The organism is Candidatus Thiopontia autotrophica (assembly GCF_982804495.1).
The window spans coordinates 36,548-50,777 of the sequence record NZ_CEYDPX010000001.1 but is presented as its reverse complement, the minus strand read 5'-3'; the positions used below and the strand labels follow the sequence as shown (position 1 = coordinate 50,777).

Annotated in this window: 16 protein-coding genes and 1 riboswitch; of the genes, 7 read left to right on the top strand and 9 right to left on the bottom strand. The window is 50.8% G+C overall.

The window, feature by feature from the left end; translation table 11 throughout:
• Positions 1–12: 12 nt before the first annotated feature.
• From cobM to AC3ZFK_RS00325, 5 genes are read right to left on the bottom strand one after another with little or no spacing between them, the layout of a single operon-like run.
• On the bottom strand, positions 13–795 hold the full coding sequence (gene cobM / locus AC3ZFK_RS00345) for a precorrin-4 C(11)-methyltransferase (RefSeq protein WP_487506265.1): 783 nt from the start codon (positions 793–795) through the stop codon (positions 13–15).
• Entirely contained in the window at positions 792–1,331 is a 540-nt protein-coding gene (gene cobO / locus AC3ZFK_RS00340) for a cob(I)yrinic acid a,c-diamide adenosyltransferase (RefSeq protein ID WP_487506264.1), read from the bottom strand. The genes cobM and cobO overlap by 4 nt, the downstream gene beginning before the upstream one ends.
• Positions 1,328–2,608, bottom strand: coding sequence for a cobyrinic acid a,c-diamide synthase CobB (locus AC3ZFK_RS00335; RefSeq protein WP_487506294.1), 1,281 nt, complete (start codon positions 2,606–2,608; stop codon positions 1,328–1,330). The genes cobO and AC3ZFK_RS00335 overlap by 4 nt, the downstream gene beginning before the upstream one ends.
• 17 nt (positions 2,609–2,625) lie before the next feature.
• Positions 2,626–3,336, bottom strand: coding sequence for a CbtA family protein (locus AC3ZFK_RS00330; protein WP_487506263.1), 711 nt, complete (start codon positions 3,334–3,336; stop codon positions 2,626–2,628).
• Positions 3,337–3,352: 16 nt separating this feature from the next.
• The gene (locus tag AC3ZFK_RS00325) at positions 3,353–3,544 is read right to left on the bottom strand and encodes a CbtB domain-containing protein (RefSeq protein WP_487506262.1); all 192 of its coding nucleotides are present in this window, start codon (positions 3,542–3,544) and stop codon (positions 3,353–3,355) included.
• Positions 3,545–3,583: 39 nt separating this feature from the next.
• Positions 3,584–3,797, bottom strand: a riboswitch (cobalamin riboswitch).
• Positions 3,798–3,894: 97 nt separating this feature from the next.
• On the opposite strand from AC3ZFK_RS00325, the gene AC3ZFK_RS00320 reads away from it, so the two are divergent.
• The 7 genes from AC3ZFK_RS00320 (at position 3,895) to AC3ZFK_RS00290 (ending at position 10,911) form a co-directional block, all read left to right on the top strand.
• A complete protein-coding gene (locus AC3ZFK_RS00320; protein ID WP_487506261.1) occupies positions 3,895–4,665 on the top strand; it encodes a ketopantoate reductase family protein in 771 nt (256 codons plus the stop codon).
• An 8-nt stretch (positions 4,666–4,673) separates the two neighbouring features.
• Positions 4,674–5,813, top strand: coding sequence for a cation diffusion facilitator family transporter (locus AC3ZFK_RS00315; RefSeq protein ID WP_487506260.1), 1,140 nt, complete (start codon positions 4,674–4,676; stop codon positions 5,811–5,813).
• A 12-nt stretch (positions 5,814–5,825) separates the two neighbouring features.
• The gene (locus AC3ZFK_RS00310; protein WP_487506259.1) at positions 5,826–6,737 is read left to right on the top strand and encodes an AEC family transporter; all 912 of its coding nucleotides are present in this window, start codon (positions 5,826–5,828) and stop codon (positions 6,735–6,737) included.
• Between the two features lie 78 nt (positions 6,738–6,815).
• A complete protein-coding gene (locus AC3ZFK_RS00305; RefSeq protein WP_487506293.1) occupies positions 6,816–7,895 on the top strand; it encodes a TRAP transporter substrate-binding protein in 1,080 nt (359 codons plus the stop codon).
• A 226-nt stretch (positions 7,896–8,121) separates the two neighbouring features.
• Positions 8,122–8,763, top strand: coding sequence for a Fic/DOC family protein (locus AC3ZFK_RS00300; protein ID WP_487506258.1), 642 nt, complete (start codon positions 8,122–8,124; stop codon positions 8,761–8,763).
• 349 nt (positions 8,764–9,112) lie between these two features.
• Complete coding sequence (locus tag AC3ZFK_RS00295) at positions 9,113–9,625, top strand: TRAP transporter small permease subunit (RefSeq protein ID WP_487506257.1); 513 nt, start codon at positions 9,113–9,115, stop codon at positions 9,623–9,625.
• The gene (locus AC3ZFK_RS00290; RefSeq protein ID WP_487506256.1) at positions 9,622–10,911 is read left to right on the top strand and encodes a TRAP transporter large permease; all 1,290 of its coding nucleotides are present in this window, start codon (positions 9,622–9,624) and stop codon (positions 10,909–10,911) included. The genes AC3ZFK_RS00295 and AC3ZFK_RS00290 overlap by 4 nt, the downstream gene beginning before the upstream one ends.
• A gap of 30 nt (positions 10,912–10,941) precedes the next feature.
• Here the strand turns inward: AC3ZFK_RS00290 and AC3ZFK_RS00285 are convergent, their stop codons facing one another.
• The 4 genes from AC3ZFK_RS00285 to cbiB are packed head-to-tail and all read right to left on the bottom strand — an operon-like array spanning position 10,942 to position 14,211.
• Positions 10,942–11,277: a thioredoxin family protein gene (locus tag AC3ZFK_RS00285; protein WP_487506255.1), complete on the bottom strand. Its 336-nt coding sequence runs from the start codon at positions 11,275–11,277 to the stop codon at positions 10,942–10,944.
• Between the two features lie 2 nt (positions 11,278–11,279).
• Complete coding sequence (locus AC3ZFK_RS00280) at positions 11,280–12,224, bottom strand: ROK family protein (protein ID WP_487506254.1); 945 nt, start codon at positions 12,222–12,224, stop codon at positions 11,280–11,282.
• Between the two features lie 42 nt (positions 12,225–12,266).
• Positions 12,267–13,283, bottom strand: coding sequence for a threonine-phosphate decarboxylase CobD (gene cobD, locus AC3ZFK_RS00275; RefSeq protein WP_487506253.1), 1,017 nt, complete (start codon positions 13,281–13,283; stop codon positions 12,267–12,269).
• Positions 13,276–14,211 carry an adenosylcobinamide-phosphate synthase CbiB gene (gene cbiB / locus AC3ZFK_RS00270; protein WP_487506252.1) on the bottom strand — a complete coding sequence of 312 codons (936 nt, stop codon included), beginning with the start codon at positions 14,209–14,211 and terminating at the stop codon, positions 13,276–13,278. Before cbiB ends, cobD begins: the two co-directional genes overlap by 8 nt.
• Positions 14,212–14,230 lie beyond the last annotated feature (19 nt).

Sequence of the window (14,230 nt, the reverse complement as noted above, 5' to 3'; positions counted from 1 at the left end):
CTTCCTTGCACTCTACAGATCCTTAACTTTACGAAAACGGTGGTGGAAACCGGGATCATACAGTTTTGATTTCTTAAGTTCTGGCCACTCTCTGGCCCCCAATACCGGACTAACGACAATCATTGCCTGACTGGCAATCTTCTCTGCCTTGCATAGATCACGTATCTCACTTAGTGGACCGCGTATAATTTTTTCTTCTCCCGGCCAACTCGCCTTTTGCACAACCATAACCGGGCTCTCTTCTGACCAGCCAGCAGCAACCAACTCACTCTGTACCTTCTTCAGCAGAGTAATCGAGAGAAAAATACATATAGTTGTGTGGTGTGCTGCCAACTCGGACAAAGATTCCCCTTCAGGCATTGGGGTGCGTCCCTCAACCCGGGTGAGGATTACTGTCTGTGTCACCTCCGGCAGAGTTAATGTCTCTACCCCAGCAGCAACCGACGCCATGGCAGAGGAGACCCCAGGAATAACTGCGACCTCGATCCCGGCCCTGTCAAGTGGCTGCACCATCTCAACCAATGCACCATAGAGCCCTGGGTCACCTGTCTGTAGACGCACTACTGTCTCCCCACTGTGCGCCTGCTGGATAAGCCAGTCGGTAATCTCCTGCAGGGTCATCCCTTTGGAGTCTTGAATCTGACAACCATCCTTAGCCCAGCGCATTGCTGCCTCCGAGACTAGTGACCCTGCATAGAGAATTGCATCTGCTCTCTCTACCAGATCGCGTCCCTTGACAGTAATCAGATCTGGATCTCCCGGACCTGCCCCAACAAACCATACCTTGCCACTCAAAACTCTATCCCCTGTTGGGCCTTGATACCGCTGTCTGCATAGGCATGTTTTACTTTTTTCATCTCTGTCACTGTATCTGCCACATCAACCACCTCTTTGGCTGCATTCCTGCCTGTCAGAATAAGATGCATCCATCCTGGCCTCTCCTCTCGAATAAACTGCGCAATCTCCTCACCACTAATCCAGCCGTACCCTGAGCAGTAATTGATCTCATCAAAAATGAGCAGATCAAATTCATGGGACCGTACCTTCTCCTTGCACAGCTCCCATATCTCTCTACTGGTCGCTATATCCTGTTCAGGATTTTTTGTATCCCAGGTGAAACCATCACCCAGAGCATGCCACTCGATATTCTCAAATTTCTTTGCTGCCTCCTGCTCACCTGTTCTCCACTTACCCTTGATAAACTGGATTACACAGACCTTCATACCCCAACCTGCGGCACGAAACATGACCCCGAACGCACTAGATGACTTTCCTTTACCTTCTCCAGTATGGACCAGAACAACCCCCTCTCTCTTGTCTCTGGACTTCATACGGCACCAAACCAGCCGGCAACCTGTTCTGGAGCACTGGGGAAGTACCAGTGAACATAGGATGCTCTTGTATTCATGAAATGGATTCCCCTATCACCACGACCTAATCTGAATGCCTCGGGCAGAGGCTTGCTCTCCTCTCTGGTCGAGTGGTGAAACTCATGCCCTCTTGCTCCGCCCTTCTCATCACGGTACCCAAGCGAGGCCAGTCGATCCTGCATTATTGTTGCAAAAGGAAGAGCCCCAGCCATTGGCCATCTCTTTTCATCATAATCTGTTAGCGACTCTCCCAACAATATCATGCCTCCACACTCTGCCAACAGATACCCTCCGGTCTCAACAAACTCTCGTATATCGCTCATACTATCCGATTCTGACAACTCCTCTGCAAAGAGCTCTGGATAGCCACCTGGCAACCACACTGCATCCACCCCCTGCGGCACTCTATCACCTGCCACGGGGGAGAAGTAGGAGAGCCTGGCCCCCTGCCACTCAAGCCACTCCAGATTTGCGGGGTAGATAAAACAGCAGGCACCATCACTGGCCACCGCAATTTTTTTATTCTTGAGCAGTTTTCCGGAGTCATACTCATCTACCTCAACAACACTACTCTTAGCTCTGCCCGTGTTGTCTGTAGCAGTATTGAATATGGCTGACTCCACCCAATGAAAAGATGAGGAGAGGTCAGGCAATACAACCTCGTCCGGAGTCACCAATCCAAGATGTCGCTCTGGCAGTTCTGGTGCACCCTTCTCCATCCATCCTCTTAGTGGTGGCAGTTGATACTCATCAAGGGCACTCTCCAACAGGCCGGCATGATGTAAAGAGCCCACCCTGTTGGCAATAATCCCGCCAATAGTAACGCCATGTCGAGTAGCGAAATCGACAAAACCAGAGACCAGCGGAACAACTGATCCACTCATCCCCTTCGCATCCACAACAAGCCATACCTCCAGCCCTAACTCTGATGCAAGATGGAGGGATGATCCATCCTCACCCACACCTTTGCGGCCATCAAATAGCCCCATCACACCCTCAACCAGAACAAGATCCTTGTCTTGCTGCTGTGTGATAAGGCGTGCGGACTCTTCCGAACCAACCATATGGGTATCCAGATTGTAGGAGGTGAGACCGGTAATGGCTTTGTGCCAAAGCGGATCAAGAAAATCAGGGCCCGCCTTGAAGGGAGCCACAGAGATGCCCTGCTTTTTCAATGACTGCAGAAGGGCAAGGGTTACGGAAGTCTTTCCGCAACCCGATTGCACCCCTGCAACCAGAATTTTTTTAGCCAGAACTAGCTCTCGGAAGCAGACATCTTTTGCAGGAAGAGACCTGTCAGCCCTCCCAACACAACCCAGAACAGTCCGTTGGCAATAGCAGTTGCCTGAACAAACGCATCCGCAAGTGACTCAGGTGCCAGACCGGAGTACTCTGCAGGATGTGGAGCCCCAACCAGGTGCGGTACAACCAGCAGAATTACACCAATGCCTTTAATTAATATACTCTCCGCAAAAACCAGCATACCCAATCCAGCAATAGTGGCCACTACCGTTGCACCCCACCATATCTGTCTGGATGCCAGATCAGCAGCAACAGTCCCCGGAATCTCTGGCAACAGTCCTAGTGATGGTGCAGCAAAGAAGGCTATATATCCACCAAGCCCCCAGAGCAGGCCTTTCTTCAGACCGGACTGGTTCTTGAACATGATGGCTGCTGCCAGCAGTAGTGAAAAACCTATCCCTGCCAGAATATTTGCCAAAACCGTATAGCTGGTACGCTCTGCCCCATCCTTGGGCGCCCACCCCTCTTCCTCGGCAGCATCATGTGAATGGCTATGGGTATGGGCATGGCCATCTGCTGATACTGCGGCACCTGGCTCCTCTGACACCTCATAGGTCTCAGCCTCAAGGATAATAGGTACAACCTGAAGACGCTGTACTGCAGAAAGCAATAGGCCTGCGAGAACCCCCGCAACTACTGCGGAAAAAATCATATTACGAAACATTGTGAACTCCTTCAGATCAGTGGCAGGGAAAAGCAAATGAGTGACGGGTATCGTGTGCCGCATTGTGCGCCACATCCGCCTGACCTTGCATAAACCCAACCGCAAACAAGATGGTTAGCCCCAGGAGGACTGCACCAACCACTGCAGGAAGTTGACTGTTTTCTGAAACCGCACCGTGTGTTGATGCAATATGTGATGAACTACTCATAAAATAAAACTCCTTGTTACCGTACTCTCCCGTACGAGTGAAAAGACTCAATCCCTGGCCGGTCTCCGGACTTGCGACTCCACATCACACCTTCCCATCACCAAACTCATGACAGTGGTATTCTGTAATGCTTCAAAATCACCTACCGTTGCGGGGGCAGTATCGGAATTGCAGTAGTTGCGCACCGATTTCCCATTTAACTCCTGATCTATTTGAACAAATGAGCAAGAGAACCAACAATCGCCTCCCATTTTGTGGCCTAATCAAAAAATTGTCAATTTTCCTTTTCATAAGCAAACAACGCTTTGTCGTAGAACCGAACCCTGTTTCTCATTTACAATCAACATAATATGACAAATCACAATTCCATTATTCTTATTGGTGCTGGAGAGATGGGTGGCGTATTTGCACGCGGATTCCTGCGAGCCGGCTACACAGTCCATCCGGTTACCCGGGCAATCTCCATTGATGAGACCGCCTCATCCATACCTGATCCGGAGCTGGTTCTGGTGGCGGTGGCCGAGAATGACCTCCACCCGGTCCTGGAAACTATTCCGCCCCAATGGAGAGATCGTCTGGTACTGCTGCAGAACGAGCTGCTACCGCGTGACTGGGAACAGCACAGATTGCAAAATCCGACCGTGATTTCCGTCTGGTTCGAGAAGAAGCGAGGGATGGATTTCAAGGTGATCATCCCCTCCCCGGTATTTGGTCCTCATGCAGAGAGGGTTTTCAATGCACTTGGAGAACTCGATATTCCAGTCAACGTACTAAGTTCTCAACCGGAACTGCTTCAGGAGCTGGTGCTGAAAAATGTCTACATTCTGACCACCAATATTGCCGGTCTGGTTACCGGTGGGACAGTTGGTGAGCTCTGGGAAAACCATCAACCATTTACACGGATCATCGCCAATGAGGTAATCGATCTTCAGGAGTGGCTGACAGGTGAGACTCTGGATAGAGAGGCGCTGATCTCTGGTATGGTAGAGGCATTTGAGGGTGATCTGAACCACAACTGTATGGGACGCAGTGCTCCAGCACGACTGGATCGTGCACTGCAAATTGCTGCAGAGGCTGACATTGAACTGCCCGAGATGAGAAAGATAAAGGAGAGCGCATAAGCCAATCCATGCATAATCTAAACCCAAGTTACCCACAGGCACGCCGCGCCACCCTGATTGGCGGAGTCATCAACCTTCTATTAAGCATCATCAAGATGGTTATCGGGATTATTGGCAACTCCCAAGCGTTGGTGGCCGATGGAGTTCACTCACTATCTGACCTTATCTCTGATGTAATGGTTCTCTATGCAACCAAGCATGGAGGCAAGGATGCAGATGACAACCACCCATATGGACATGGTCGAATCGAGACCATAATTACCGTGGCTGTCGGAATACTGCTGATTGCTGTTGCCATCGGAATTTCAGCAGATGCAATTGACCGTCTGTTCCATCCCGAACAACTATCCAGCCCCGGGATAATCGTGCTGTTTGCCGCATTGGTATCAATACTTGCCAAAGAGGGGCTGTATCACTACACCCTAAGGGTGGCCACCCAGATTCGCTCCAATCTGTTGCGCGCCAATGCATGGCACCACCGTAGTGATGCACTCTCATCAATCGTGGTACTTGTTGGTGTTATGGGGACCATGTCAGGTCTCGAGTATCTGGATGCAATTGCCGCCATCGGCGTATCGCTGATGGTTGCCAAGGCTGGTGTGGAACTATCCCGGGAGAGCATCGAGGAGCTGATTGATACCGGACTCAAGCAGGAGGAGATCGATACAATCAAACAGACAATACAGGGTGTTGAGGGTGTGCGTGCAATGCACCGCCTGCGCACCAGGAAGATGGGGGCAAATGCCATTATTGATGTTCACATACTGGTAGACCCCAAGCTAAGTGTCTCTGAGGGGCACCATATTGCTGACCGTGTAGAGTCGAAACTCTATGAGCAGATTGAGGACATATCCGATGTAACCATCCATATCGATCCGGAGAATGATGAGGAGGTTACCCCGTGTCGAGCACTCTCCATGCGTAGCGAATTGATGGAGAGAATGGAAGGGTGCTGGAAAGATGTCCCTGAGAGCAGGCTCATAAAGGATGTCACTCTCCACTATCTGAATGGAGAACTGGAGCTTGAGGTATGGATTCCACTTGGAACAATCGAGTCCATGGCACGAGCACAACAGCTCTCAGAGACTCTTAACAACTGTATTGTCGATGACCCTGAGGTCAAACAGGTACGGGCCGTATATTTCTAGTGCTGTGACAATATGCTGAACATTCTTTTACCAATGGCTATATTGTTACTGGCTGGCACCCTCTGGCGCCCCCTGAAGCCAATGGGTCTGGATGCTGATACTACCCGCAAGGCACTTACCGGGCTGGTCTATATGCTGCTACTCCCGTCTCTGGTTCTGGATGTGCTATGGAAAGCACCACTTGGTATCGACTCATTCAAGATTGTGCTGATGGCTGCAGTCGGCGTCTTAACCAGTGTAGCTCTTGCCTCAATCATCTACCGTAAGGGACGGATAAACTCGCCGGCACGAGGGGCGATGATACTTGCCGCCTCCTGGGCAAATGTGACCTATCTGGGGCTACCAGTACTAGAGCAGACCTTTGGCAGCGAGTACCGCAGTGTCGCCCTGCAGTACGACCTTTTCGCAAACACTCCACTTCTGCTCACACTGGGGATATGGATTGCACAGCGCCATGGCTCAGGGCCAAACCACAACACTATTGTCGAGATATTCAGTGTCCCGGCTCTCTGGGCTGCCATTGCAGCAATCGCCCTCAATCTATACCAGGTGCCTGTTCCCACAGGGCTCGATACGGTTCTCAATATGCTTGGCAGTGCCGTGCCCCCATTGATGCTACTAGCATTGGGCATGGGGTTACGTTGGGACATTCTGCGCTGGAACCGTCTCCCTCTTCTACTCCCTGCAATAATCATCCAGCTGATGGCTATGCCCCTGATGGTCTATCTTATGAGCCAGACGATTGGGCTATCTGGAGACCTGCAGACAGCTGTGATTCTGGAGGCGGCAATGCCAACCATGGTTCTTGGTATGGTGATCTGTGACCGTTACAAGCTGGACAGTGCACTTTTTGCAGGTGCAACCACCATCTCTACCGGCCTGGCTCTTTTTACCCTGCCAATGTGGTACAGCTGGGTCGGTTAAGGCAAAATTCATACACACAATAAATCAACAAAGGAGAAAACCGTGAAGGCAATCTTTAGCAAATCAATAGCTGCAACAATCGTGCTGGCCAGTTCTATTGCACTTACAGGGTGCGGTGAGGACAAAAAGAGTGAGACAACATCCTCTACCGAACCATTAAAAACCTACACCCTGCGCCTTGCACACACCTGGCCCACCAAATTCCCAATCTTCGGTGATGCAATCCACAGCATGGCTACAATGGCCAACAAGATGTCCAAAGGACGCATCAACATCACCATCGACTCCAAGAACAAGCACAAGGCACCGCTTGGAATTTTCGATATGGTGAAATCTGGTCAGTATGACATGGGCCACTCTGGCTCCTACTACTGGAAAGGAAAAGTTCCGAATACCCTCTACTTCACATCCATGCCTTTCGGGATGACTGCCGTGGAGCAGTATGCCTGGTTCTACCATGGTGGCGGATTTGATCTAACCCAGAAGGTCTACGCACCCCACAACCTGGTCTCCTTTCCCGGAGGCAACACCGGAAATCAGATGGGTGGCTGGTTCCAGAAGGAGATCAACTCCATTGAGGATCTTCAGGGGCTGAAGATGAGAATTCCAGGATTTGCCGGCGAGGTGCTGGCAAAGGTTGGGGCAAAACCGACCAATATCCCTGCAGGTGAGCTCTATACAGCACTGGAGCGTGGCACCATTGATGCGTTAGAGTGGGTTGGTCCCTCTCTTGATCTGCGGATGGGATTCCACAAGATTGCCCCCTACTACTATACTGGATGGCATGAGCCAGGCTCCGAGCTACAGTTCATGTTTAATAAGGAGAAATGGGACTCCCTCCCTGCCGATATCCAAGAAATCCTGCGCGTAGCAATGCGGGTAGCGGCATATGACATGTACACCCACTCCTACCATGAGAGCGCAGAGAACTGGGCCTCGATGAAGAGTGAATACCCAAACATTCAGGTTAAGTCATTCCCTGCTGAGGTACTGCAGGCAATGAAGAGCGCCAATGACGAGCTGATTGCCGAGCGCGCTGCTGAGGACTCTCTTGCCAGAGAGATTATCGAATCACAGGCTGCCTATCTGAAAAAGGCACGAGCCTGGACCAAGATCTCAGACCAGAGCTACTACGAGACCATGGAGGCATTGCAGTAACCGGCTTGCAACAACCAAAGAAAAGGGGCCGCCTAAATAGAATTGACGGGTTACAAAAAGCCTTCTCCGGTCAGTTTGCTCCACAAGATCCCAATGATGAACCAGCCACAGCCCTATTAGACCGCATAGCCAAAGAAAAAGAAGAGGCGGCAGCCAGGACCAAAAAGGCCAAGACAGCAAAGAAGAGAGTGAAGAAAAACAGAACAAGCACGAGGAGAGCCAGTTCATGAATGCTGATCGCTATGATGCTGCCGGCAACCCGGAGGCTGAGTTTGAGCCTGGGTCGAATGGCCTGGTTTTGAGAAACAAGCTGGGCATCAACCAGACGGATGAGATGGATGAGGTTGAGTTGGATCTACTGATTCAACTGTACGATGAGATTCCAGAGCAGGTAGAGGTTGATCAGCAGATTTCCATTGCCAATCTCAAGGCGTGGCACCATCGCTGGCTGGGCAATGTCTATGTTTGGGCTGGAGAGTGTCGAACGGTAAATATTGGCAAAGATGCATTTCAGTTTGCTGCAGCTGGGCAGGTTGCCCGACTAATGGATTTGCTGGAGCGCGACTATCTATCCCGTTACACCCCATGTGCAAGTATGACCGATGAGCAGCTGATTGAGGCCATTGCAGTGGTTCATATCGAACTTATTCTGATTCACCCTTTTCGTGAAGGTAACGGTCGGTTATCACGTCTGCTGGCCAATGTAATGGCGATGCAGGCGTGCAAGCCGGAACTGGATTTTTCCCTCTGGGATGAGCAGAAGGAGAGATACTTTTCAGCGATTCAGGCGGGGTTGGATGATGTTGAGCCGATGAAGGAGTTGGTCAGGCAAGTGCTACCCGATGTTTTGAGGCACGAAGATGTTTAACCCTCTTTTCCAATATCTGAATCGACACGCCTGTCTCAATTGCAGTGGAGCTGGCGAGGCTGCGCACACGGCGACTTACCGCCTTTTTCTGTGTCAGATAAGAGTTTGCTTGAGCCAGCGTTTTGTTGTTCATAGTTTATATTGTAAACCATTTTTGAGTATGCCGTCATCAACACTGGTGGCGTTGAAAAGGGTATAGATGCAGAAAGAAAAGAGACCTGGGATGCCGAAGTCAACTCAGAAGGACGTTGGCGCCAATACAAACAAAGCAGGGGTGATCTAACTCCGCATCCCCGGATGTATAGGTGGAGACAAGACCTATATTGTTCTCTGGTATCATCCCCTCCCTATGCCACCACTTGAACTGATCGAATCCCGTATCCAGCGCCTCTCACAGGGTATTGGCAGGGTCTCAGCTGTTCTGCTGTTGCTGTTGCTAGCAAACGTCTTCTACGATGTGGTGATGCGCTACCTGCTCAATGATGTCTCCATCGGAATGCAGGAGTTGGAGTGGCATCTCTATGCCTCGCTCTTTCTGTTGGGGATCTCCTACACCATGTCGCAGGATGGGCATGTTCGGGTGGATCTGATCTACGACCAGCTCTCTGCAAAGCGGCGTAGCCAGATTGATATCGTCGGTACGATTTTCCTATTGATCCCCTTCTGTCTGCTTATCACCTGGTATGGTATGGGCTTTGTTGCAGAGTCATATCAGCTGGGAGAGAGCAGTGGGGACCCTGGCGGTCTCCCCTATCGCTGGCTGATCAAGGCCATGATTCCACTCTCATTCCTGTTGCTGCTAATCAGCAGTGTTGGCTTTATGCTACGGAGCTGGCGGTTGGGGCAGGAGGGCGGGGCATGATTGGAATTCTGATGTTCCTGACTGCACTGCTGATGCTGCTGTTCGGATTCCCCGTTGCTTTCACCTTTGGTGGCATTGCCATGATTTTTGGAGTCCTCTCAGAAGGTATTCAGATTTTTGCCTTTATGCCCTTCCGGATCCAGTCGATCATGGAGAACTCGACCCTGATGGCGGTTCCCCTCTTCATCTTTATGGGGATCATGTTGCAGAAGACGGAGCTGGCGGAGCAGCTGCTGGAGTCTATGGCCAGGCTATTTGGCAAGGTCTCTGGCGGGTTGGCAATCTCAACCATACTGGTTGGAACTCTACTGGCCGCATCGACCGGTGTAGTGGGGGCCAGTGTGGTGGCGATGGGGGTGATATCCCTTCCGGTGATGCTCAAGTACCACTATAACCGCCCCCTGAGTTGTGGAGTGATCTGTGCCTCAGGCACCTTGGGGCAGATCATCCCCCCATCTATCATCCTCATTATTCTTGGTGATGTAATGGGCATTCCGGTTGGAGATCTCTTCAGGGCTGCTGTCATTCCGGGGTTGGTGCTGGTGGGGTTTTATATCCTCTATGTACTGCTCTATACCCATCTGGTTGAGGAGAGTGCTCCGGCGATTCCGTTTACGGAAGATGGGGTAACCAGCCGCCGGAAACAGTATCTCGATGCGATGAAGGCGATTATCCCTCCGATGATTCTGATCATTGTGGTACTGGGGTCGATCTTTGCCGGTATTGCCACCCCTACTGAGTCCTCTGCGGTTGGAGGGGTTGGAGCCATCCTGCTCTCCATCTTCTATCGAAAATTCTCTTTTGGTGCACTACTTGAAAGCGCCGAGGAGACGGTCAAGATCACCGCTATGGTCTTTGCAATCCTGATCGGGGCCACCGCCTTCTCGATGGCCTTCACCTATACCGGAGGAGATCTAGTTGTTGAGGAGTATCTACTTCAGTTGCCCGGGGAGAAGTGGGGATTTCTGATCTTCTCCATGCTCTTCATCCTGATTCTGGGATTCTTCATCGACTTTGTAGAGATCGCTTTTATCGTGGTTCCCATACTGCTACCTATTGCAGAGATTCTTGGAATCCCCCTGCTCTGGTATGCAATCCTGATTGCGATGAATCTGCAGACCTCTTTCCTGACCCCACCATTCGGGTTCAGCCTCTTCTATCTGAAAGGGGTAGCACCGCCGGAAATTCAGACCACAGATATTTATCGCGGAGTGGCGCCGTTTATTCTGATCCAGATTGCGGTTCTGGGGTCAATTCTGCTGTTTCCTGGGATGTACAACCTCTAAACCAAGATGGCAGGGGGCTACTTGTGTCCGTCAGGAGTTCATAATCTCCCAGGGACGACGGATCTCCTCAACCAATTCAGCAGGGCTGAAGTTACGGGATTTACGTGCAAACTCCTTGCCATCGAGAAAGATGATGATGGTGGGAACTGCAAAAACCGAGTACTGGCCGGAGATCTCCGGAGTCTCGGTGGAGTCGATGTAGTAGCGGCCGATCTCTGGGTAGTTCTGCTCAAACAGCTCCATCAATTTGGGACGGAGTACCTTGCAGACATTGCACTGCGGGGTACTGAAGTAGAGCAGAACTCCGGGCTCATTTTCCAGAACCTGATCAAGCATCTTCAGGCTTTTCAGGTTCTGATCAGACACTCCTACTCGCCACCTTCCTGGTCTTCCCATATCTCTTTATCAGACCAGAGCCAGGCAGCACCACGTACACCGCTTGAGTCGCCATGCTTGGCTTTCATGAGATCGGTTCTGACCTCATCAGAAAAGACATACTCTCCCCAGAGGTTTTTTACGTTGGGATAGAGGCGATCAATATTTGAGAGACCTCCGCCAAGAACAATAACTTCTGGATCCATTAGATTAATCACCGTTGCAAGCCCTCGTGCCAGTTGATGTTCATATTTTTCCATGACCATGTTTGCATCATGCTCTCCCTGTTGTGCTCTATCAGCAATTTCATCTGCCGATAATGTGACTCCTGCTGTTCGATAATAACTCATCTGTAGAGCAGGTCCAGAGAGAAATGTCTCTATACAACCAGTTTTTCCGCAATAACATTCTGGCCCAGGAAGTTCCGATTTTTTTGGCCATGGGAGAGGATTATGGCCCCACTCTCCAGCAACTGCATTGACTCCGGTCACAACCCGACCATTTATAACAATCCCCCCTCCTACACCTGTCCCCAGAATCACTCCGAACATATTATCAGCTCCCACGGCCGCGCCATCCACAGCCTCGGAGAGGGCAAAACAGTTTGCATCATTGGCCAGCCTGACAGGTCGTGCCAAGATCTCTTCAAGATCTCTATCCAGAAGATTGCCAATCAATGCAGTAGAGTTGGCATTCTTTACTAGCCCTGTAGCTGGTGATACCGTACCAGGAATACCAACACCAACCGAGCCGTAAAGACCGCTCTGCTGTTCAACTGACTCCACAAGGTCACGAATTGCCTCGACTGTTCCTCTATAGTCACCTTGTGGTGTAGAGACCCGCTGGCGAACCAGCTCCTCACCGCTGCGGCCGATGACTATGGCCTCTATTTTTGTGCCTCCAAGATCAATCCCGATTCTGCACTTAACCTCTCTCACCAGAAAAACTCCAGCTTGCACGTGGATGATTTATTAAGGTTCCTAAGCGACATCACGTAACAGTTCGGCCCCGGATAGCGCACTCTCAAGGCGCTCCCACTCATTCGCGCTGCCAGGAAGACCAAAGCGGATAGAGGAACTCTCCTTAAACAGGCGTATCAGAACCCCCTGTTCAGCCAGACTGTTTGTGATAGCTGCCGCCTGGGGGGTTGTCAGCCACTGGAAAAGTGAGCTGCCGCCTTCTGGACTGAGACCAGCAGATCTGAGCAACTCAGACAAACGCCCACTCTCGACAACAAGCCTGTCTCTCATCTCACTCTGCCAAGAGTGGTCACAGAGAACCTGTTTTGTTGCCCATTGGGCGGGATGGCTAAGTGACCATGGGCCCAGCAATCTCTCCATCCTCTCCAGAAAAATTGGTGTGGCAAAGACAAAACCTGAACGAATCCCGGCAAGACCAAAAAACTTTCCAAGTGAACGCAGAATAATTAACCCCGTTCTTGGTCTGTCAAGCATACAGAGACTATGTTCAGGGGTGGCATCCATAAATGCCTCATCCACAACCAGCCAACCTCCACGATCTGCCAGTTGCTGATGCCATCTCAGCAACTCCTCTCGTGAGAACAGCTCACCTGTCGGGTTATTTGGATTTACCAGCACTAGCACATCAAGGCCTGGGAGTAATGATTCAATTTGGTCACTGCCTATTTTCAAGACCTCATGACCCGCCAATTCCCACCCTCTCATATGCTCCGAATATGATGGATCCAGAACGGCAACCCGGCTAAATGTTCTCAACCTCGGGAGTGTCTGGATGGCCGCCTGAGAACCTGCAACTGGCAGCAATGTCTCTGTTCCATAATAGTCAGCCGCAATTTTTAGTAGATCTGTATCTGATTCAGGCAGACGTTGCCAGACTTCTGCCGGAATAGCAGGAACACTCCAGCCATGTGGGTTTATCCCGGTAGAGAGATCCACCATCTCACTCTCATGAAAACCATAGCGCTCTGCCCAGTAGCGTCTGTTGCCTCCATGCTGAGGATGGTTTGCTCTATCCATACAATCTAAAAATCTCTGTAAAGGTGGCTATGGTCCACAAAACTGCAATCCACAATATTACACTTCTATTTACCAGGGAGAGGGTGCGACAGATATCTTCTCGCTCTGCTACCCTGCCAGCCCCGAGCATAGGCTTCTCCTCAATCTTTCCGTGATAGCTGGATTTTCCTCCAAGCTGGAGTTTCAATGCACCAGCACCGGAAGACATTACTGCCCCTGCATTAGGACTTTTACAGAGTGCCGCCTGCTCCTTCCAGCTTGAGAGTGCAGTGGATCTGTCTCCCAAAAGAGCATAACTCACAGCCGTAAGACGTGATGGAATCCAGTTCATCAAATCATCAACTCTTGCCGAGAACCATCCAAAACCGAGAAATCTCTCACTCTTGTAACCCCACATTGCGTCCAGAGTATTAACTGCCCTAAACAGAAGAGCTCCAGGCAGGCCGGCAACCACAAACCAGAAGATTGCCCCAAAAATTGCATCATTGCCGTTCTCCAGAACTGACTCCACAGTTGCAGCTACTACACCACTCTCATCAAGTTGGTCTGTATCCCTGCTTACAATCCATCCTACACGCTCTTGGGCCACCGGCAGATTCTGGTTATCCAGGGCGTTTCCAACCAACATGGCGTGAGAGACAAGACTGCGCCCCCCCATCACAAGGTAGAGTCCGGCAACCTGTATCGCCATACTCCAGTAACCATCCAGATATTGTGACAACAGCGCCAAAAACATTACCGGCATTACCATTGCAATCCATCCAACCACACCACAAACCCGAGTTGAGCGCTCCTCACCTCTGAACAGAATCTTCTCCACTCTACTGGCAATCCACCCGAACCCTACCAGAGGGTGAAATTTTTTCGGCTCGCCAAGCAACATATCAAGCAGAAATGCGATTGTGACAATGATGGCAATCTCTAACATTCGGCTATCGTATAATGAG

Coding starts and splice junctions, on each gene's coding strand:
- AC3ZFK_RS00310 (WP_487506259.1), top strand. CDS start 5,826: ATGCTGAACATTCTTTTACCAATGGCTATATTGTTACTGGCTGGCACC.
- AC3ZFK_RS00290 (WP_487506256.1), top strand. CDS start 9,622: ATGATTGGAATTCTGATGTTCCTGACTGCACTGCTGATGCTGCTGTTC.
- AC3ZFK_RS00300 (WP_487506258.1), top strand. CDS start 8,122: ATGAATGCTGATCGCTATGATGCTGCCGGCAACCCGGAGGCTGAGTTT.
- cobO (WP_487506264.1), bottom strand. CDS start 1,331: ATGAAGTCCAGAGACAAGAGAGAGGGGGTTGTTCTGGTCCATACTGGA.
- AC3ZFK_RS00320 (WP_487506261.1), top strand. CDS start 3,895: ATGACAAATCACAATTCCATTATTCTTATTGGTGCTGGAGAGATGGGT.
- AC3ZFK_RS00330 (WP_487506263.1), bottom strand. CDS start 3,336: ATGTTTCGTAATATGATTTTTTCCGCAGTAGTTGCGGGGGTTCTCGCA.
- cobD (WP_487506253.1), bottom strand. CDS start 13,283: ATGGATAGAGCAAACCATCCTCAGCATGGAGGCAACAGACGCTACTGG.
- AC3ZFK_RS00325 (WP_487506262.1), bottom strand. CDS start 3,544: ATGAGTAGTTCATCACATATTGCATCAACACACGGTGCGGTTTCAGAA.
- cbiB (WP_487506252.1), bottom strand. CDS start 14,211: ATGTTAGAGATTGCCATCATTGTCACAATCGCATTTCTGCTTGATATG.
- AC3ZFK_RS00295 (WP_487506257.1), top strand. CDS start 9,113: ATGCCACCACTTGAACTGATCGAATCCCGTATCCAGCGCCTCTCACAG.
- AC3ZFK_RS00315 (WP_487506260.1), top strand. CDS start 4,674: ATGCATAATCTAAACCCAAGTTACCCACAGGCACGCCGCGCCACCCTG.